This is a genomic window from Bacteroides sp. BFG-637 (assembly GCF_024793605.1).
Taxonomy (GTDB): domain Bacteria; phylum Bacteroidota; class Bacteroidia; order Bacteroidales; family Bacteroidaceae; genus Bacteroides; species Bacteroides vicugnae.
Genome location: NZ_JANUPD010000002.1, coordinates 1,972,270 through 1,991,578, shown reverse-complemented (window position 1 = coordinate 1,991,578; position 19,309 = coordinate 1,972,270). Strand labels below are relative to the sequence as shown.

13 protein-coding genes are annotated in these 19,309 nt (G+C 43.2%); 8 read left to right on the top strand and 5 right to left on the bottom strand.

The features are described 5' to 3' along the window. Positions 1-161: 161 nt before the first annotated feature. From cysS to NXX38_RS07885, 4 genes are all read left to right on the top strand, one after another. Positions 162-1,643 (top strand): cysteine--tRNA ligase, encoded by a 1,482-nt coding sequence (cysS, locus tag NXX38_RS07900; protein ID WP_258979015.1) that lies wholly within the window; start codon positions 162-164, stop codon positions 1,641-1,643. A 241-nt stretch (positions 1,644-1,884) separates the two neighbouring features. Continuing rightward, positions 1,885-2,250 carry a carboxypeptidase-like regulatory domain-containing protein gene (locus tag NXX38_RS07895; RefSeq protein WP_258979014.1) on the top strand — a complete coding sequence of 122 codons (366 nt, stop codon included), beginning with the start codon at positions 1,885-1,887 and terminating at the stop codon, positions 2,248-2,250. Further along, positions 2,247-5,144 (top strand): SusC/RagA family TonB-linked outer membrane protein, encoded by a 2,898-nt coding sequence (locus NXX38_RS07890; protein WP_258979013.1) that lies wholly within the window; start codon positions 2,247-2,249, stop codon positions 5,142-5,144. Before NXX38_RS07895 ends, NXX38_RS07890 begins: the two co-directional genes overlap by 4 nt. 14 nt (positions 5,145-5,158) lie before the next feature. Next, a complete protein-coding gene (locus NXX38_RS07885) occupies positions 5,159-6,799 on the top strand; it encodes a RagB/SusD family nutrient uptake outer membrane protein (protein ID WP_258979012.1) in 1,641 nt (546 codons plus the stop codon). 85 nt (positions 6,800-6,884) lie between these two features. Here the strand turns inward: NXX38_RS07885 and NXX38_RS07880 are convergent, their stop codons facing one another. The 3 genes from NXX38_RS07880 to NXX38_RS07870 all read right to left on the bottom strand — a co-directional run bounded on the left by NXX38_RS07880 (position 6,885) and on the right by NXX38_RS07870 (position 12,783). After that, positions 6,885-9,746 (bottom strand): chondroitinase family polysaccharide lyase, encoded by a 2,862-nt coding sequence (locus tag NXX38_RS07880; protein ID WP_234131668.1) that lies wholly within the window; start codon positions 9,744-9,746, stop codon positions 6,885-6,887. A 132-nt stretch (positions 9,747-9,878) separates the two neighbouring features. Further along, positions 9,879-11,429: a sulfatase gene (locus tag NXX38_RS07875; RefSeq protein WP_217723362.1), complete on the bottom strand. Its 1,551-nt coding sequence runs from the start codon at positions 11,427-11,429 to the stop codon at positions 9,879-9,881. Positions 11,430-11,580: 151 nt separating this feature from the next. Then, entirely contained in the window at positions 11,581-12,783 is a 1,203-nt protein-coding gene (locus NXX38_RS07870) for a glycoside hydrolase family 88 protein (RefSeq protein WP_148364223.1), read from the bottom strand. 185 nt (positions 12,784-12,968) lie between these two features. Here NXX38_RS07870 and NXX38_RS07865 point away from each other — a divergent pair, with 185 nt between their 5' ends. After that, positions 12,969-13,379 carry a PaaI family thioesterase gene (locus NXX38_RS07865; RefSeq protein WP_148364233.1) on the top strand — a complete coding sequence of 137 codons (411 nt, stop codon included), beginning with the start codon at positions 12,969-12,971 and terminating at the stop codon, positions 13,377-13,379. A 13-nt stretch (positions 13,380-13,392) separates the two neighbouring features. Here NXX38_RS07865 and NXX38_RS07860 read toward each other — a convergent pair whose 3' ends face one another. Both NXX38_RS07860 and NXX38_RS07855 read right to left on the bottom strand, forming a co-directional pair. Further along, entirely contained in the window at positions 13,393-14,268 is an 876-nt protein-coding gene (locus NXX38_RS07860) for a DUF3108 domain-containing protein (RefSeq protein WP_148364234.1), read from the bottom strand. Then, positions 14,213-16,129, bottom strand: a complete 1,917-nt coding sequence (locus NXX38_RS07855; protein WP_258979010.1) for an Ig-like domain-containing protein — start codon at positions 16,127-16,129, stop codon at positions 14,213-14,215. The genes NXX38_RS07860 and NXX38_RS07855 overlap by 56 nt, the downstream gene beginning before the upstream one ends. Positions 16,130-16,466: 337 nt before the next feature. Between NXX38_RS07855 and NXX38_RS07850 the strand changes: the two genes are divergently transcribed. The 3 genes from NXX38_RS07850 to NXX38_RS07840 all read left to right on the top strand — a co-directional run bounded on the left by NXX38_RS07850 (position 16,467) and on the right by NXX38_RS07840 (position 19,024). Then, positions 16,467-17,078 carry a DNA-binding protein gene (locus NXX38_RS07850; RefSeq protein ID WP_258979009.1) on the top strand — a complete coding sequence of 204 codons (612 nt, stop codon included), beginning with the start codon at positions 16,467-16,469 and terminating at the stop codon, positions 17,076-17,078. A gap of 151 nt (positions 17,079-17,229) precedes the next feature. After that, positions 17,230-17,862, top strand: a complete 633-nt coding sequence (locus tag NXX38_RS07845; protein WP_234131670.1) for an ApaLI family restriction endonuclease — start codon at positions 17,230-17,232, stop codon at positions 17,860-17,862. Further along, on the top strand, positions 17,834-19,024 hold the full coding sequence (locus tag NXX38_RS07840) for a site-specific DNA-methyltransferase (RefSeq protein WP_234131671.1): 1,191 nt from the start codon (positions 17,834-17,836) through the stop codon (positions 19,022-19,024). The genes NXX38_RS07845 and NXX38_RS07840 overlap by 29 nt, the downstream gene beginning before the upstream one ends. Positions 19,025-19,309: the final 285 nt, after the last annotated feature.

Here is a 19,309-nt window from a genome sequence, read left to right as displayed (position 1 = left end):
ACTATTGTTTCCTCGGTGTGAAACTGTCAGTTTCATACCGGGAAACAAATCACCTTACTAGCAAAAACGACCCAACACTTAAAATCAACCGATTAAAGATAGGGCGCATATTCAGATTTTATACTAACTTTGCGACTCCAATAAAACAAATATAAAATGTTATGGAACATCAACTTACCATTTACAACACCTTAGATAGAAAGAAAGAGTTGTTTGTACCGCTTCATGCACCTCATGTAGGCATGTATGTGTGTGGACCGACTGTTTACGGAGATGCCCATTTAGGACACGCCCGCCCGGCTATAACCTTCGACGTGTTATTCCGCTATCTCACCCACCTAGAATATAAAGTACGCTACGTACGAAATATTACCGACGTAGGTCATCTGGAACACGATGCCGATAACGGAGAAGACAAAATCGCCAAAAAAGCACGTCTGGAAGAGTTGGAGCCAATGGAAGTTGTTCAATATTTCCTGAACCGCTATCATAAAGCAATGGAAGCGTTGAATGTACTTTCTCCAAGCATTGAGCCACATGCTTCAGGACATATCATTGAACAAATCCAACTGGTACAGAAGATTTTGGATGCCGGATACGCCTATGAAAGCGAAGGCTCCGTCTACTTCGATGTAGCCAAATACAATAAGGATTACCACTACGGAAAACTTTCCGGACGTAATCTGGACGACGTATTAAATACCACCCGTGACCTCGACGGACAAAGCGAAAAACGCAATCCTGCCGACTTCGCCCTTTGGAAAAAGGCACAACCGGAACATATCATGCGCTGGCCGTCTCCATGGAGCGACGGCTTCCCCGGATGGCACGCCGAATGTACCGCTATGGGACGCAAATACCTGGGTGAGCACTTCGATATTCACGGAGGAGGAATGGACTTGATTTTCCCCCACCACGAATGTGAAATCGCACAATCGGTAGCTTCGCAAGGGGACGACATGGTTCACTACTGGATGCACAACAATATGATTACCATCAATGGAACAAAGATGGGTAAATCACTTGGCAACTTCATCACACTGGACGAATTCTTCAACGGTACCCATAAGCTGTTGGCACAAGCCTACACACCAATGACAATCCGCTTCTTCATCCTGCAAGCTCATTACCGCAGTACGGTAGATTTCAGCAATGAGGCATTGCAAGCATCCGAAAAAGGCCTGCAACGTCTGATGGAAGCTATCGACGCATTGGATAAGATAACTCCCGCATCGGCAACTTCAGAGGGAATCAACGTGAAAGAGCTACGTGCAAAATGCTACGAAGCAATGAATGACGACTTGAATACACCGATTGTCATCGCACAGCTTTTCGAAGGCGCCCGCATCATTAACAATATCATTGCCGGCAATGCCACTATCTCCGCCGAAGACCTGAAAGACCTGAAAGAAACATTCCATCTGTTCAGTTTCGACATCATGGGATTGAAAGAAGAAAAAGGCTCTTCAGATGGTCGTGAAGCAGCTTACGGCAAGGTAGTAGATATGCTACTGGAACAACGTATGAAAGCGAAAGCCAACAAAGACTGGGCTACTTCCGACGAGATCCGCAACACACTGACAGCACTCGGATTTGAAATCAAAGATACCAAAGACGGTTTCGAATGGAGACTGAATAAGTAATATTTATATTTCCAAGCTTTACAATAAAAAGAAGATAGCAGGTCTGTAAAAGATCTGCTATCTTCTTTTATTGTAAAGATACTGCTGCAAAAGGCATCATTCCTGCATACTGACTAAAAAATTCACATCAAAGATTAATTTTTCCACATTACAACTATAAATAATTTTTAATTTCGCATATCGTAACAGCATAAATTATCCTGTTATACACCTTATTTAATAACTATAAAAACATAAAATTATGGATCTAAAAACGCAAGTCCGAAAATTAGCAGTGACTCTTTTTCTGAGCATGCTATGTTTAATTGCCTTTGCACAAGGCCGTCAGATCACAGGTACAGTACTCGATTCAACCGGCGAACCTGTAATTGGGGCCAATGTAACAGAAATCGGTACAACCAACGGAACAATCACAGACATTGATGGGAAATTTACCTTGCCAGCCGTTTCAAAAGGTGCAAAAATCAAAATCTCGTTTATCGGCTATCTTCCACAAACAATTACAATTGCCGACCAGACAAACCTAACAGTAAAGCTGACGGAAGACCTTCAGACTCTTGATGAAGTGGTCGTTGTGGGTTACGGTGTGCAAAAAAATCCGATTTGACCGGAGCAATCAGTAGTGTGGACAACGCAAAATTGACCGGCAAAGGTGCATCAACCGTCATGGAATCCTTGCAAGGACAAGTGCCCGGAGTCGATATTTCCCAATCATCCAGCCGTGTAGGCGAAAGCTTCAGCATTTCCATTCGTGGTAAAAGTACATTAGGTAGCAGTACAAGTCCTTTATTCGTAGTAGATGGAGTGGTATGTGATGATATCAATTTCTTGAACCCGTCGGATATAGAGAAAATAGATATATTGAAAGACGCCTCCTCCACAGCCATTTATGGTTCACGCGCCACGAACGGTGTAGTCATCGTTACTACTAAATCGGCTCAAGTAGGGGCGGAAATGAAAGTAAACGTTACATACGATGGTTATGTAGGCTATAAGACAGTAGCCCGCATGCCCGAATTCATGGACGATGTGGAATGGATGGATTATCGTTATATGAAATATACTTCTCCTGTGAAGAATGCGGGAATTGTGGATGGTCGTCTGCCACTTGAAATGACTGAGGGTAACCTTGCCTCTGTCTGGAATGACAAAGGAAATGCTCTTTCTACTAAGATGCGCGAACAGTTCATCAACAGAGATTTTACAGACTGGCGTGATTTGATGTTGAAGGACGGAACACAGCAGAATCACTTCATCCAAGTTGCAGGCGCCGGACAAAAAGTATCCTACCGCCTTGGAGCCGGCTATCAGCAGGAGGACGGAGTGATGGGCGATGGTATGAAACGCTTCAATGTGAAAATGGCTATTGACGGCAAAATCAATAAATATATCAAGGTAGGGGCAACAGCCAATCTAGTCGCTTTCAATTATGACTACGGTTCCAAACGTGCCGTTCAAGAGTCATTCCGCGCTAATGGATATTGGCTGCCTTATAACACAGAAACCGGTGAGGTCAACTACCTCCCGGGCAAAGATTTAGCACCGGGACAGGCTTCCAGCTCTACTTTCCCCGCCGGGTTTTCTTCTTCCGTTTCTCCGCTGATCGACTCTCAGAATTCGGAGGACAAGACGAAAGGATATCGTGTGCTGGGAACGATGTACGCCCAATATCAACCGGTCAATGACGTGATTATCAAGACTACCTTCTCTCCTACGTTCTCTACCCGTCGCAAAGGGGAATATTACGGAGGACTGTCGTCTGCACAATCCAGCACATATAATGCTTCAACAAACCCTACCGGAACTTCTTCGGCTACCGTCACCCGCAATGAATCTTTCTCCTATACTTGGGACACTCAGGTGAATTACGTCAAGACGGTCAAGGAAGACCATAGCTTTAACGCCATGGCATTGTTGAGCGTATACAGCACAGAAGCAGAGAAATACGCCTTAACCGGCGAAGGAGTCACTCCGAAAACATTATGGTATAATATGGGCTCTGCCAAAAGTTACAGCGATATTGAGAGTTCTTACGGAAAGGCGACCATGCTATCCTACGCGCTTCGTTTGAACTATGCTTATAAAGGACGTTATCTGGCGACAATCTCTTCCCGTTGGGATGGCTCTTCCAAATTTCAGGACGGACATCGCTGGGGAAGTTTCCCTTCCGCAGCTTTGGCATGGCGCATCAGTGAGGAATCATTTATCAAAGACAAAGCTCCGTGGATCAGCAACCTGAAACTTCGTGGCAGTTTCGGAGCAACGGGCAACAATGCTTCCGTAGGCAACTATGAAACTATGTTTCTAGCTAATCAGCTTTATTATTCCAGCTTTGGAAAGGGTTACGGTCCCGAAGTCATCAATGAGTTATTGAGCTGGGAGAAAACGACTGAGTTGAACTTTGGTCTGGACTTCGGTTTCTTCAACGGTCGCCTGTCCGGTACCATCGACTGGTATAACAAAACCTCCAAAGACCTGCTGATGGATCAGAAATTATTGCTTGAGCAAGGTTCTCCCACAGGTACAATGACTGCCAATGTCGGAAAAGTCCGCAACAGTGGTATCGAACTTATGTTGAAAGGTGTTTTGCTTCAGACCAAAAACTTTTATTGGGATGTCACCGCAACATTTGCTAAAAACAAGAATGAGATTCTCGAACTGCAAGGTAAAAAAGAAGATATGCGTGCTGAACGTTGGTTTATCGGACAGCCCATCGACGTGGCTTACGACTTACGTCAAACGGGCATCTGCACACAAGCAACAGCCAATGAGAAAGTAACGATTGACGGAGTGACGAAAACCAAGAGTGAATGGTATGGCTATTTTGAGGGCTGCATGACCTACGAAGACATCAACAAGGATGGTAAAATAGACGACAGCGACCGCCAGATTATCGGTCAGGCCATGCCCAAATGGACAGGTACTCTTTCCACGTCTTTCTCTTACAAGAACTGGGATTTCTCCATGTCTGTAAACACCAAACAAGGACACACGCTCTACAGTCCGTTTATGCAAGAATTCACGGATTATTCCGACCGTGGCCGTACGAAACTAAAAATGGACTTCTACATCCCGGAAGGTGCACCAGTATTCAACTACACATGGGATGGAAGCAATCCGTCTTCCCTGACTTCCGATCGCACAGTTGTTGCCGGACAAACCCACGTAGGCAGCTACCCCTACCCGCTCAACGATGTCAACTACAATCATGGTGGCGGCAATGGCTGGTACACTGGTAAGAACACTGAATTCAAGTCAAACAATTATGTAGATGCTTCTTATTGGAAAATCAAGAACATCACGCTGGGATATACTTTCGACAAGCAACTCACCAAGAAGATCGGTATCGAACATTTGCGTATATATGCCAACGTATTGAATCCGTTCACTTTCACAGACTATAAAGGATTTGATCCGGAATGGGCAGATGCCGCTATACTTGACGGAACAGGCGGCCCAAGTTCCATTTCTTACCAGATAGGTCTTAATGTTAAATTCTAATCACCATTACAATTATGAAAAAAATATATATACTTACAGCTACAGCACTACTAACCCTGTTTACCGGTTGCTCCGATTTCCTGAATCAAGACTTGAAATCCGACATTCCCGGTGCCGACTATTATGGAACAGCCGAAGGTTTTGAATCTCTGTCGAATGCAGCTTACAGTTCATTGCGTACCATATACGGCGGTGACCCGTGGCTCTTTGAAGGAGGAACAGATTTATTCGCTACCGGCCGTACATCCGTTCCGACGTGTAATCTGTACAGCAATGCCTATTCTGCCGCAGAGGAGAACGTGCAGACCTTTTATACAAATCATTACAAAGCCATTTCCTTGACTAATGAAGTTATTTACTGGGGTGAAAAAGAGGCAAGCCGTGCCGGTCGTATCGATGAAGCTCGCGGTCTGCGTGCCTTGTTCTATTTAAATCTGGTACAGCAATTCGGCGGCGTGCCGATGATAACGGAACGTTCCGCCACTCCTATCACAGGTATTGCCCGCAGCTCGGCAACGGATGTTTATGGATTTATCATTTCCGAAATGGGTGCATTATCCACTTCTGTCAACTTGCCTGAAAGTGCAACAGACGGCCGCTTCAACCGGAAATCCGCCTACCACTACCTGGCTAAAGCCCTGCTATCAAGAGGATATCTTACCAATAATGACCAGGACTATCGTGACGCTATCACAGCTGCCAATGCAGCAGGTGCGGGAGCAGCTCTGACTACTTCATTCCCGACTTTATTCAGCAATGCAGGCGAAGGTAATGCCGAAGTCCTTTTCTCAGTGGTTTACAATGTTGCTACTGTCAACGACCCGAAAGCAGACGGAAACAAACAACAGGCTCATTTCTGCGATTACCTGGACGGACAGGAAAAAGGTCATAAATATACTTCGTCTACATTGACTCCTACCTTGTGGATGCATGAAGTCTTTAACACCAATACTTCCTCACCCAATCTGGATATCCGTTATGAAAGCACATTTATGACAGAACTTCGTCAAAGTTACTGGGATTATTACGATGACAATAAAAACACAAGTGCTGTCACCTACTACTATTGCCCGTCATGGGAAATAGAAAATGTGGATGCCTGGCGTGCAGCACTACCGAGTCGTGCTAATGCGCAAGTAGTGGAAATGCTTCCCATGGGTACCAACATCAATGGAGATGAAACCAGTTATGAAACAAAAATGAAAGAAGACGTGTATGGTGTTGCTTCCTTCCGCAAATTTGATGATACAGAGAACGGACGCACTTATTTCAGTACTACTTCTTCCATGCGTGACATTTATCTGGCTCGACTGGCAGAAACAAATTTAATTGCCGCCGAGGCATATGTGAAACTCAATGATGGAACAAATGCCGCTCGATACATTAACATTGTCCGCAATCGTGCCAATGCAACTTTAGCTACTGCAAGTGAAATGAATATTGACTATATTCTGAATGAACGTGCCCGCGAACTAGCCGGCGAATATCATCGCTTCGCTGACCTGACCCGTACCGGCAAACTTTCTGAATATGCAAAAGCACACAATCCGGATATTAACAGTGACATTGATTCTAAATTTAATCTGCGTCCTATTCCATTGGCAGCTATGGAGCTGAATCCGGCATTGGAGGGAGACCAGAATCCTAAATGGTAGAAAAGAAATTGTTGAAAGAAAAAAGCAAGAGGTGCACAAAATGTGCACCTCTTATTCTTTACGATCATTTCTCTATAAAACTAAATCAATCGGATTGCATTACCATCTCAACAGGCTGCCCATGCTGGCAGACGACTGTCAACTGCGTGTTATTACCTTGTTGTTCCAACCGCACATTTTCCTGTGGATTCTTCAATGTCCAACGTCCTTTCAGCAATACCTTTTTAGTAATCGGGCGACTCGGTTCTTTCGTCGTATAAGTCTTTTCCGCAATATTCAGATTAGGGTCACATACACTGATACGAATCATCCCTTCTCCTTCTTTACCTGCCATCACCATCGTTTCCGCCGGAATAGCGATGAATATTCTGTCGCTGGCTGGATGGTAGTTTTCAAATGCAGCATAGGCCGTAATCTCCGTTTTCCTGTCAAAGACTACGTGAGCAGTCTGATCGCGTTGCAACACCTCGTATACAGAGGTTTTACGCAGCTCGTCGAGTTCGGAAGCCGAAGGCTGAATCAGCACCATATACTCGTATGTTCCGTCTTTCGGAGCCTTACCATGTTCTATCCAGGCAGAAGAGAATTTCCCCTTGGTTACTTCACGTGTCTTTTCATGTCGTGATTCTTGATCTGCCACTTGTGAACGAACGGTTCCGTCCACTACATGATAATAATTGTCATAACCATCATGAAGCCAATAGTTATCCTCTCCCACCTTGGGCTCCTTCCCATTGTATTTTGTCTGGAAAAGAGTGGTTTCCGTAGGATAGTCCGCATTAGAGTTCGAGATACCTGTTCCCAGGCAAACCATCCGGTTATCAAAACAGAAAACAGATTTACGGGCCACAAAGTCCGGTGTGAAGTTCTCATAATCCCGTTCTGACAACTTCATAGCAAACATACCATTTTGGCCATTCAAAGAACTGCTTCCGGAAAAATTCTCTTTGGAGTGTGCCATAGTTGTTCCTTTCAGCGGACTGTCGAGTAACTCAAAAGGCAAATGAATGGTCGTTGTACCCGGCAAGCGATTCCAGTCCCATCCCTCCTGCACAAAGCCGCTTCCGGCACGTGACACGGGACTTCCTTTCCCCATAATCTGCACGGAACCATAGCTCTGATAACGTCCGTAACGGTTATCTTTCGTATAAATTTCAGCCCCCCATACATCAGTGGTATATCCTTTCAATGTCACCATCCAATCCGCACGACGGAAAATCCCCGCCGAACCGTAGTTGTAAACGAAGAATCCCTGTGGAGCCTGTGCCGGTTGAATACCTTCCTTCTTGAAGAAACGCGCATTCGGAGTATCACTATTGCGTATCAGACGTAAATAGTCGGCAGCCAGACCACGATCAAACGCGTTTCCCTGACCGGACAAATCGCCGGATAAAGCGATATTGGCAAATGCTTCGATATCATCGCTTCCCATCTTCCCTCCAAAAGGATGACGGCCACTGATTCCGATGCCCCATTCATAGAGATTACAATAATTGCGCATAGCAATAAAGGCTGATTTCATGTGTTTGCGCGCATCTTCTGTCAGCTCAAAACTTGTGCCATTGGTAAATGCAATATATTCTCCTACAGTCGCAAGTACTCCAGTAGTATATCCCGGATAGAAACCGCCATGATGGAACGTCGTACCGTCTACCTTTATACCACCGATCGTTCCCGGAGTATAACGCAAAGAAGAAGACAACCAATGCGACAAGCCGCTCAAAGCTTGCGCTTGTTCCCTTGCATCGGGAAACATCATAGCGGAAATAAACTTCGCCATCAATAACGTATGCCAGGAATCCAACAATTCGTCACGCGTTGGAGAACATGGCTGACGGGTTTCTTGCAGAGCCGCCCAAAAACGCAGTGTGGAGAGATAAGCATCCCGATGAGGATGTTTATAGATTGCATCACGCATCAGCCAGGCAGTCGTATATATCTTACGCACCTGATAACCATAATGATGATTGGTACCCATACCGCTGCCATAGGCAAATCCCTGATCGATAGCATAGTCGAACACAGTAAAGTAGTTTTTCTTTGATGTTTCGTTCCGGTTATAATAAGCATCATAGGCAAAACCGGAAAGCATCGTTTCAATATCATTCCATGACATCTCCCCTTTCTTCTTGTCCTGTTCATCAGGAGCAACAATAGGAGTTCCTATAAATCCCGTTCCGGCGATGGATGGACTGATAGCCGCTTTCTCAAACGTTTTATAGGCAGCATTAATCGGTCCTTGCGGAGCCTTTTTCACTTCCAAAAAGTCAGTCAAACGTTGTTCGATAGTCTTCAGCTCCTTCTTTTGCTCGCTTGTCAATTTAGAAGGCAGAGGAATAGCATACGACTGTTGTTCCCATTTCCACACCAGACACCAATGCCACAAATCACGATTAGACAGCCCATTATTAGCAGGCAACTGCTGGTCGGGAGTGGTACGAAGATTCATTTTCTTTTCCGGGAAAATGAGACGGTCAAGAAAGATACGTCCCTTCCGTTGCGGGGCAACCAGCCGATAGGCTACGATCTTCTTATCTTTCTTGTCGCCCTGCATATACTCAAAAGAGATCCAGCAAGCCCGCCATCCTGCTGCCTGCAAACGATAAGAGAACCAATAAGAGACTTCTCCCTCTTTATTCAGAAACTCAAAACGAATAGAATCCTGCTGTGGTTTCTCATTATAAATCCACAAAGTAATGCCGAACTGCTTCTCGTTTCTCGTATTCAACGATAAAGGAGCAATCTGAACATCCAGTGTAGAACCGGGCTGAAAGTCCCATTCCAGACTGCTTTCACCCTCCTTGTAAAAAAGAGAAGAGATTTTCACTTCTCCCTTTCCGGAAACTTTAAATGTTTCGGGCACTTCCTTTTCAAATCCGATGAGTTGGGCGAAAGCTGAAGGAATAATTCCCAAAAGGAATAATACTATAAAACAACTGTCTTTCATTACTGAATTGCTTTCGTTTTTTAGGCATGGATTACACGGATGAACGCGGTTGCCTTGCAACAATGAGAACACTAAAGACCGTGAAATCCGTGTAATCCGTGCCTAAATGATTATATAAGAATACATAAATCGCTAATAAGGGATCCGATCCGACAGAATCTTTTCCGTATACCAAGGATCGTTAATCTCTTTCAACATAGCTCCCATTTCACCGCAAAGTTTTGCCACAATCTCCTTATTTTCTTCCAAAGGCAAGTTATGCAGCTGATATGGATCTTTTACATCATCGAATAAGAGGCTTTTCTTCAATTGCTTCGTATCACGGTCGATATATAAAGCCAATGTATATTGAGCTGTCTTGATACCTCTTGAAGAAGGGAAGTAAGTCTGCACCAATCCATTTTCATCTTTATCACCGTCTACATTCTGAATATACAGTGCACCTGTAGGGCGAACAATTTCAGCCTTTTCATCGAAGAAAAGAGGAGCAAAATTACGTCCCTGCACTTCTGCCGGAATAGAATCACCCAGCCCGCATAAGCCAAGCACCGTAGGCATAATATCAGGAGCAGAGAGCAATAAATCATCTACCCGCGGCTGAATCTTACCGGGAAAACGAACCAGAAACGGAATATTCATGGATTCAGAATAAGGGGAATTCTTCGGATCATCAGTGCGCTGGCTACACATCGTCTCACCATGGTCGGAAGCAAAAATTACGACTGTATTCTTATCCAATCCCAGCTCTTTCAATGTCGTCAAAATCTGTCCGAAAGCACGGTCTACTCCGGTTACGGAAGCGAAATAATAACGTGCGGACTCCGCTTTCTTCATCTTCAAATCGACATTCGGGCGAATCAGCAGACTATCCAGAGGCTGATCTTTATAAAGATTAAAATCCTGCTCTTCACAGTCATTCAAAGAACGATACGGGCTATGGGGAGGATTCATACCCACCATTATAAAGAAAGGTTTCTTGGTATCACGCACGTTACCGTCATTTTTCAGATAAGAAATGACTTTGCCTGATTCATGCAAAGGTGACCATTCCTTCGGATCATGTCTCTTACCATCCGTATCCCAGTAATGCGGATTCTTGTGTTCATCAAATGTTCCGTAAGAATACCAGTAGTTAAAACCGTGCCGGCGTTCTTTCGGTGTATAGGCATCCCATGCCGGACGTTTTTCTTCCACATACTGTCCCGGATGTTCGGGATCGTTCGGAGTTGGGAAGTCAGCATGAAGTTTGCCAAAATAAGCACAGTCATAGCCTGCTTTGCTGAATACATCGCCGATACATTCCGCATCCTCGCGCAAGGAACTGATCGGACGTGTAGAGTTGCAATTCAATGGTACACCACTTTTGTTCGGATACATACCGGTCAGTAACATTCCACGATGGGGGCTGCTCAACGGACAGTTACTCTGCGCAGACGACAAGACCATAGATTCACGTGCAAAGGCATCCAGATTAGGAGTATGCACGGGGTCTCCTTCAAAGTTTACTTTATCCCGGAATCCGTTCTGGCTCCAGAAGCCCATCGCCTGGTTACGGTATTGATCGGGAAATACATAGATTATATTAGGATGCTCCGCTTGTTGGGACACTTGTTTCGGAGCCTTGCAACCTTGTGCGGCAAACAGCGTCAATCCTCCAACAAGAAGGTTAATAGGTTTATTCATGATAGTTTATGATAAATGATTAAAACAGGTAAATGACAAACGGTCAATAGAGAGTTATAAACAATAAGTAGCGAATGATAAACGGTAAACATTTTCCGTCAGAATCCGCCAAGCATTCACCGTTCACTGTTTACCGTTCATTGTCTATTTCTTATTTCTTTTCCAAATCTCTTTTACGCATCAGTCCTTCCAGGAAGTAATAGTCAGCATAGTTCAAAGGAACGTCAATTTCCTGACCGTGAGGAATACTGCCAACGGAGTGCATCAGGATAAAGTTGCCGTTTGTTCCGACCTTTGCACGATAAGCAGGTGAGCCTAAACTTTCCATTATCTTATCAGCAGTTTCCTTGTAGTGGTTGCCCGGCAGGTAGCCATCCAGTTCGTAAAGGGCAGAGGCTGTACAAGCTGCTGCAGAAGCATCGCGAGGTTCGTTCGGAATATTCGGAGCATCATAATCCCAATATGGCACGAGGTCTTCCGGCAAGTTCTTATTATTAAAGATGAAATTATAGACCTTTTGTGCCTGGTCGAGATATTTCTTATCTTTGGTATAGCGATAACAGGTAGTATATCCATACAAAGCCCATGCTTGTCCGCGAGCCCAAGCCGATTCGTCGGCATATCCCTGTGCAGTTTGTCTCTTACGCACTTCTCCTGTCTCCGGGTCGTAATCTACCACATGGTAGCAGCTGTTGTCTGGACGGAAATGGTGAGCCATTGTTGTATCAGCATGTTTCACTGCAATATTATAGAAAGTAGAATCCCCGGAAAGGGCTGTTGCTTCAAATAAGAGTTCGAGATTCATCATATTATCAATAATCACCGGACATTTCCATCCCCGTGTTCCTTGCCAGCCTTTATCGGCATCCCATGACTGGATAACGCCTGCATTCGGACGAAAACGAGTGGACAATGATCTGGCAGCTTCTATAATGACGTCTTTATACTCTTTCTTATCTGCCATGCGATAGCCGTTCAAATAACTGCAACCGATCATGAACCCTACATCATGGTGCCATTTCAAATATTTCACTGAATCAAGAGCCTCTGTGTATTTCTCTGCCAGCGGCAACCATTTCTTATCACCCGTCAGATTATAAGTCAACCATATACTACCGGGAAAGAAACCTGAGCACCAGTCTTCCATAGGTATGTAAGAGATACTCCCATCTTCGTTGATTGTTCTCGGATTCAAGATTTTACCGGACTTCTCAATAATGTCCGTCTGGATTGTGTTCTGTGCCACAGCGTTGTCGATGTTGTCCTGAATAAAGTCTACTTCAACCTTTTTTTGTCCACCGCAACTCGTAAAGATCAATAGGGAAAGTCCTAATGCGCTAAGAATTGTTTTCATAATACAGGGATTATTTGTTAAGTGATTAATTTTCCTGATGGCAAAAGTAGTGCATTTAAATAGAATTGACCGACCTAAATAATCCAAATGAAGGACAATTTTGGTACATTTGCAAAAGAAATAGTAGATTTATAAAGATGAATCACACCTAGAGATACAATGTTGACAACTTTAAATAAACTCATATGACCCCACAAGAATTCTTTAAGAATGATTTATTTGCCGAAAACGCAGGAGTAGTACTGCTGGAAGTACGCAAAGGATACAGTAAAGCCAAGTTAGAAATAAAACCCGAACATCTGAATGCAGGCGCCCGTACACAAGGAGGAGCCATTTTCACATTAGCGGACCTGGCACTGGCCGCAGCAGCCAACTCGCACGGTACACTAGCTTTCTCTCTCTCGTCCAGCATCACTTTTCTACGCGCAAGCGGACCTGGCGACACCCTTTTTGCCGAAGCACGCGAACGCTACATCGGTCGAAGTACAGGCTGCTATCAGGTAGATGTAACGAACCAGAACGGAGATTTGATTGCCACTTTTGAATCCAGCGTATTCCGGAAAGACCAGAAAGTGCCTTTCGAAGTTCAGGAATAAAAAATCTCTTTATCTATTTAACGATAGAAGTCAGCGGATGCCGGTTGCCGGTCACATTATTCAAGAATGCTTTTGCCGAACCAAAATTCAGGAATAAGTCCAGACGGACAGGAAGATGGTTCAAATCGTCCGTTACGAAGAAAGTAATCACTTCCTTCTCTTTCCCTTTCTTATCATATTCAACTAATGAGAAAATCAGACAACGGTAAGTCACTCCATTTTCTGCTTTTACATTTTCTTTACCGCGATAAATAAGCGTCTGTTCTTCCACTTTACGTCCCGTAGCCATCGGAAATTTAATCTTGTCTCCCACCTTATAATCAGCAGGGTCATAAGAACGTGCCTGTCCTAAGATGCTTAACATATCGTATATACAACGGCTATCGCTAGCTTCAGATTCATCAAACGCTCCATCCCGGTAAGTACGCTTCTGATTTACCAGGCAAAGACCGTTCTTATAAGAAAACCAAGCCTCATCGACCGTGTAACGTTTTCCCTCTTCGGCACCTTTACGGAAATAGCGCGGCTCCAGTTTTTCTCCAATCACACAAGTCAGCGTATCGCGCATCTTGAAAAAGAAGTCCGCCCGTTTACTGCCCAAAGCAAGCAGGTTAATCCGGTAGGCTGGTTGTGAATGATAAGTAGTCGCATTCGTCGTCAAACTGGCAAGTCCGGCTTTCACCCAGACAAACTTCCAGTTAAAGTATAAATCATACATTACGTGTTCGCCGGATTGAAACGCATCATTCTTCGCTTCACATTGAGCACTGGCAGGAAGGGCGAAAGCTCCCATCAGTAAGGCCACTAATCCGATAATAAAATTGCGTCGAACGCTAACGACGGCGGTTCTGACTATTTCGTTCCCGATCCTTTTTCTTCTTGTCTTCATCTGGTTTTTGTTTTTTAAGTTCATCCAGCTTTTGCTTATCTAGCGGAACTGCATGAATATCCCAACTTTGTTCTAGATCCCAGTTGGCTTTCGGCTCTAAAATCTGATTATAATAATACACCTCTTCGGGCTGCACTCCTTTTTCAAAATTGCCGGTATCCCATTCACCGTTTCCATTCCGGTCGTTAATCAACCGGGCGGAATACTTACCGGGATTTAAGTAATAAAAGTCGACATAACCTCCCTCCTCTACTCTTCTTCGGCGTACCACTTTATCCTGCGCATCCAACAGTTCAACGAAAGCATTAGGTTCCGCTCCCGTCACCACAAACGTGATTTTGGCATATTCTTCCAAACTACGCCCCTTGAACCCTTGTTTTATTTTGTCTGTAAACAGTCCGTATATACCATGGAACGCAGTCGAATCTACCGAAAATTCATATTCCAGCGTCGGCTCCCAATCATAATACAGATTAAACCTCTTTAGATTCACAGAGTCCTGTTCAAAGTCGAATGGTATATCTTTCCAAAGCGTATCTACCTTTTGCCGCAGATGGATGGCCGCAGTATCAAAACTGGCTATCGGTTCTTCAAAACTCAAAGAGATAGAACCATATACATCCATTGACGAAGGAGCCCCGACATTTACCGGCAAGAATTTTGTCGGTTCGGGTTCATCCTCTTCACCTTTCTTTTTCTTCTTTTTCTTTTTGTCCTTATCCGGCTCCTCTTTCTTATATTTTTGCTTCGAAACGAGGTTGAGCGTATCTGTACGGGGCACTAACTGATTCAATGTATCCGTATAAAGATAAGTCAGGCTCATAGCCAGCGTATCTTGTTTAAAGAGCAGGGAGTCTTTTACCCAATAATGGATGGTGTCATTCCGCTGATTCTTTTCGATAACAAAAGCATCCTTTTCATCGAAGTTCAAGCCTTTCAATACAGGCAAAGTATCGGCTTTACCGGCAAAGTAGAACGTGAATTTCTGCGGAACCAATCTTTCCGACTTGATAAGATATTGCGAATAGTTGAGTTCTTTAAAGGCACGGAGGATGACATCATCCGGCAAATAATGCATATATTTCTTCTCAACAATCGTGTCGTAAGTCAATGAATCGACCCAAGCCGTATCCATGCGGACACGTTCTTCCATACGAGGGATAATCAACGAATCGTGGAAAGCAATCATCTCGCTCTTCTGATTAAAAGTAAAGTTCTGGTCGGCATCCATCAAACCGTAGATACGATACTTACCGGGAGCTATACCCCGGATAGAGAAACGGCCACGGCTGTCTGTACGTGCCACACGGTCGAAAGGCAATTTATTGAAAGCCGAATCGTTCAGGTTGGAATGCAGTCCGACGAGCATACCTTTAATCGGTTCCAGATTAGAAGCATCGAGCATTGTTCCCGACACCTCCATCGTATCGATCTCCGTACCGGTAGAGAACGTAAATGCAAAATTCCCTAGCGGATTACCTTCATTATTATCGACAATCGCATCCGAGAAGTCAATCGTGTAGGTAGTATTGGGCTTCAAAGAGTCGAGCAGGTTCACTTGTATTCTCTTGCCGGAAGCCTTTATCTCCGGTTGCTGTATCTGAGGAGGAGAAACAACGACTTTCTCGGTTGCTTTCTCCAACTTAATAAACTCATCAAATACCAAAGAAATTTTAGTCCTTTCATTATTCAGAGCACCCGCAGCAGGAGTACTACCGATGAAACGGGGTGGCGTCTCATCATAAGGGCCTCCGTCCGGCCGTCCAATACTGGCGCAGGAATATAACATAGCTCCCAGCGTTACTACCGGAAGCACCTTGCGAACTATTTGCTTTATCTTTTGATTCTCAAATTGTAACATGCTGCAAAAATAAGGGTTCTTATTCAATAAACACCACACTTTCTAGCTAATTTATTAAAAAAGGAAAGGGTGGCATAAGGTAATAAACAATATTTGCGACGTTTTTATTTCTTTCTTACTAATATAATTAGTTTTATTACCTAAAAAGATTACCTTTGTTGCCTGATATCTTTTCGTATAACTATAGTTATTCGAAAAGATAACTATAGTCTCCCTTGCGTATGACTATAGTTATACGAAAGAAAGACTATAGTCATACGAAGTAAGAATAGCTAATAAAACAAATCCTCACAGGCAATCGGATAAATAAAAGTACCGGTATAAAACAATTCTGATTATGAGTATACATTACGACCTTTACGACACGCCCGACATTCAGAAGAAAGGCGAAGAACAGCCACTTCATCCCCGTGTTGTTTTCAACGGAACAATCGATCAGGAAGAATTCCTGGATCGTGTTCACAAATTCACCGGAATAAGCCGTAGCTTATTGGTTGGTGCCATGCAGTCTTTTCAAAATGAATTAAGAGACCTGCTTGCAAATGGATGGATTGTGGAGCTAGGTGATATCGGATATTTTTCCGTCTCTCTGCAAGGACCTCCAGCGATGAAAAAGAAAGATGTGCACGCCCAATCCATCAGCCTGAAAAACATCAATTTCCGGGCAGGCAAACAGTTCAAAAGAGAAGTAGGCCAGCAAATGAGACCAGAGCGCGGCAAATCGTTCACCCGTCCTACCGGAAAAGGGCACAGTGAAAAAGAGTGTCTGGCTATCATCAACGAACACCTCCAACGATTTCCCTGTTTGACCCGTGCAGATTATTGCCGATTGACAGGGCATGACAAGCAACGGGCACTCAATGAACTAAATACCTTTATCGAGCGCGGATTGTTGATACGCTACGGAGCTGGAAAACTGGTGGTTTATGCAAAAAAAACAGAAGGATGAATTACAATTATTCTGTTTATATACCCATGAAAAAAGAAAGTCTTAAATAACAAAAAAGTCTTTGCGGTTTGCTTTTTTTGTACTTTTGCATATTGAGGGAGTATCAGCCAAACTTAGAAAGCTCCCTTATCTAATTTTTAATCGTATTTATATGGCAATAAAAGATAAAATTAAGAAGCTGGCAGACAAATATACTAAGACTCTTCATTCCCAAATCGCTCAGAGAAAAAAGGAAATGAAGGATGATGATACGTCACACTATTTGATTTATCGTGTTCTCGGTATTTCTAACGAAGAAGGCCAACTTATCGACGAATATCAAAATACAGGTCGTTTCTTGTACAAGTATGCCGGCTCTTTTTTGGAAGAAGCCACAACGCTTTGTTTTACCGAAGTTTATCCAGAAGGATGCAAGACTAAGATCCCTAATACTTTAGGCCAAAAGCCTAAAACTTTTGAGATAGATTTTCTTAATGGTACAGATGCCATTGAAATCAAGTGGAGAGACGCAACAACTGATGGCGACCATATAACAAAAGAACACACTAGAGTAAAGGTTATCACTGGAGCAGGTTTTACACCCATCCGTGTTATGTTCTACTATCCTCAAAGAGCCCAAGCTATTAAGATTCAAGAAACACTCGAGACTCTTTACAGTGGAGTTAACGGTGAATACTATGCAGGAGATTATGCATGGGAGTTTGTTAAACGATACACAGGAATCGACTTAAAACAAGTTTTAGAAGAAATTGCCTATGAGAGAACTGCAAGCAACAATGATTAATACAATTTTGCTTGGTGATTGCCGAGAAATACTAAAAGGAATCGCCACCCAAAGTATTAACATGGTTTATCTTGACCCTCCTTTTTTTACTCAAAAAAAGCATAAGCTTACTGATTCATCTCGCGATAAAATATACTCTTTTGACGATAAATACAAATCGTTGGATGAATACTTAAGCCTGATAAAAGAGGCTTTAATTGAGTGTAAGCGAGTTTTGCGAGATGATGGCTCATTGTTACTTCATTGTGACAAAACGGCTTCTCATCATCTACGTTTCGTTTTAGATGAAATTTTTGGCGAAGATAACTTTGTTAATGAAATTGTTTGGACTTACAAGAGATGGTCAAATTCTAAAAGCGGACTTCAAAACGCTCATCAAATAATTTTCTTTTACTCAAAATGTGAGAATTTTAAATTTAATAAGCTGTATACGGATTATTCTGCTACAACAAACATTGACCAAATTCTTCAAGAGAGAGAAAGAGACCTATTTGGGAAAGCCGTTTATAAGAGAAATGCAGATGGAGAAATCGTAAAACCAACAAGCAAGAAAGGTGTCCCTTTATCTGATGTATGGGAAATTCCGTTTCTCAATCCCAAAGCCAAAGAGCGCTGTGGATATCCTACCCAAAAGCCAGTTGCACTTCTTAAAAAGATTATTGAAGTCACAACTGATGAGAGTGATATTGTGTTGGATCCTTTTTGTGGAAGCGGAACGACTTGTGTAGCTGCGAAATCAATGGGACGAAACTACATCGGGATAGATATTTCCGAAGATGCTGTAAGTTTATCCAAGCAGCGTCTTTGTAAAATGATTATTACAGAGTCTCAGTTATTAAAAAAAGGTGAGAGAAGTTATATTGAGAAGACTGAATTTGAATTGGAGATATTAAAAAACATCAATGCGGTCCCTGTTCAGCGTAATTCAACTGTTGATGGTTTTTTAAAAGAAAGTCTGACTCCTATTATAATTCAAAGAGAGTTTGATTCTGCAAACTTTCTACTAGCAAAAATAAACAAACTATATAATAAACAAAAGTGTTTAGAGGTGATTATTGTTCAGACTGAAGCTGGTGATTTACTGGATAAGATAGAAAATAGCCCTTGCAAAATAAGAGTAATAAAAACACTGCAAGCACAGATGATTCAGAACTATCTATGAAATTATAAAACAAGATTACTTGCTTTACAGATATTTATTGCTACTTTTGTAGCGGTTTCCTTTCATACGTAGAGAGGAACATTTTATTGAGAACGGTTATTTATTGCATTCAACCATAAATTCGGCAAAAATTTACCGCGAATGGCAATAAGTGATGTCAGGTCTCGCGCACACTTCTGTATATAATTTGTTTATATACCCAATGGGCGTGGGACTATCACTTATGTCGCGGAGGGTCTTTGCCGAGCCTATGGTTGGCATACAGTGGTAGTTTTCCACGCTCTC

Bases quoted from the DNA above. Each gene is read 5' to 3' on its own strand.
- NXX38_RS07865 (WP_148364233.1), top strand. From the start codon at position 12,969: ATGACCCCACAAGAATTCTTTAAGAATGATTTATTTGCCGAAAACGCA.
- NXX38_RS07870 (WP_148364223.1), bottom strand. From the start codon at position 12,783: ATGAAAACAATTCTTAGCGCATTAGGACTTTCCCTATTGATCTTTACG.
- NXX38_RS07885 (WP_258979012.1), top strand. From the start codon at position 5,159: ATGAAAAAAATATATATACTTACAGCTACAGCACTACTAACCCTGTTT.
- NXX38_RS07895 (WP_258979014.1), top strand. From the start codon at position 1,885: ATGGATCTAAAAACGCAAGTCCGAAAATTAGCAGTGACTCTTTTTCTG.
- NXX38_RS07845 (WP_234131670.1), top strand. From the start codon at position 17,230: ATGGCAATAAAAGATAAAATTAAGAAGCTGGCAGACAAATATACTAAG.
- NXX38_RS07855 (WP_258979010.1), bottom strand. From the start codon at position 16,129: ATGTTACAATTTGAGAATCAAAAGATAAAGCAAATAGTTCGCAAGGTG.
- NXX38_RS07850 (WP_258979009.1), top strand. From the start codon at position 16,467: ATGAGTATACATTACGACCTTTACGACACGCCCGACATTCAGAAGAAA.
- cysS (WP_258979015.1), top strand. From the start codon at position 162: ATGGAACATCAACTTACCATTTACAACACCTTAGATAGAAAGAAAGAG.
- NXX38_RS07840 (WP_234131671.1), top strand. From the start codon at position 17,834: ATGAGAGAACTGCAAGCAACAATGATTAATACAATTTTGCTTGGTGAT.
- NXX38_RS07880 (WP_234131668.1), bottom strand. From the start codon at position 9,746: ATGAAAGACAGTTGTTTTATAGTATTATTCCTTTTGGGAATTATTCCT.
- NXX38_RS07875 (WP_217723362.1), bottom strand. From the start codon at position 11,429: ATGAATAAACCTATTAACCTTCTTGTTGGAGGATTGACGCTGTTTGCC.
- NXX38_RS07860 (WP_148364234.1), bottom strand. From the start codon at position 14,268: ATGAAGACAAGAAGAAAAAGGATCGGGAACGAAATAGTCAGAACCGCC.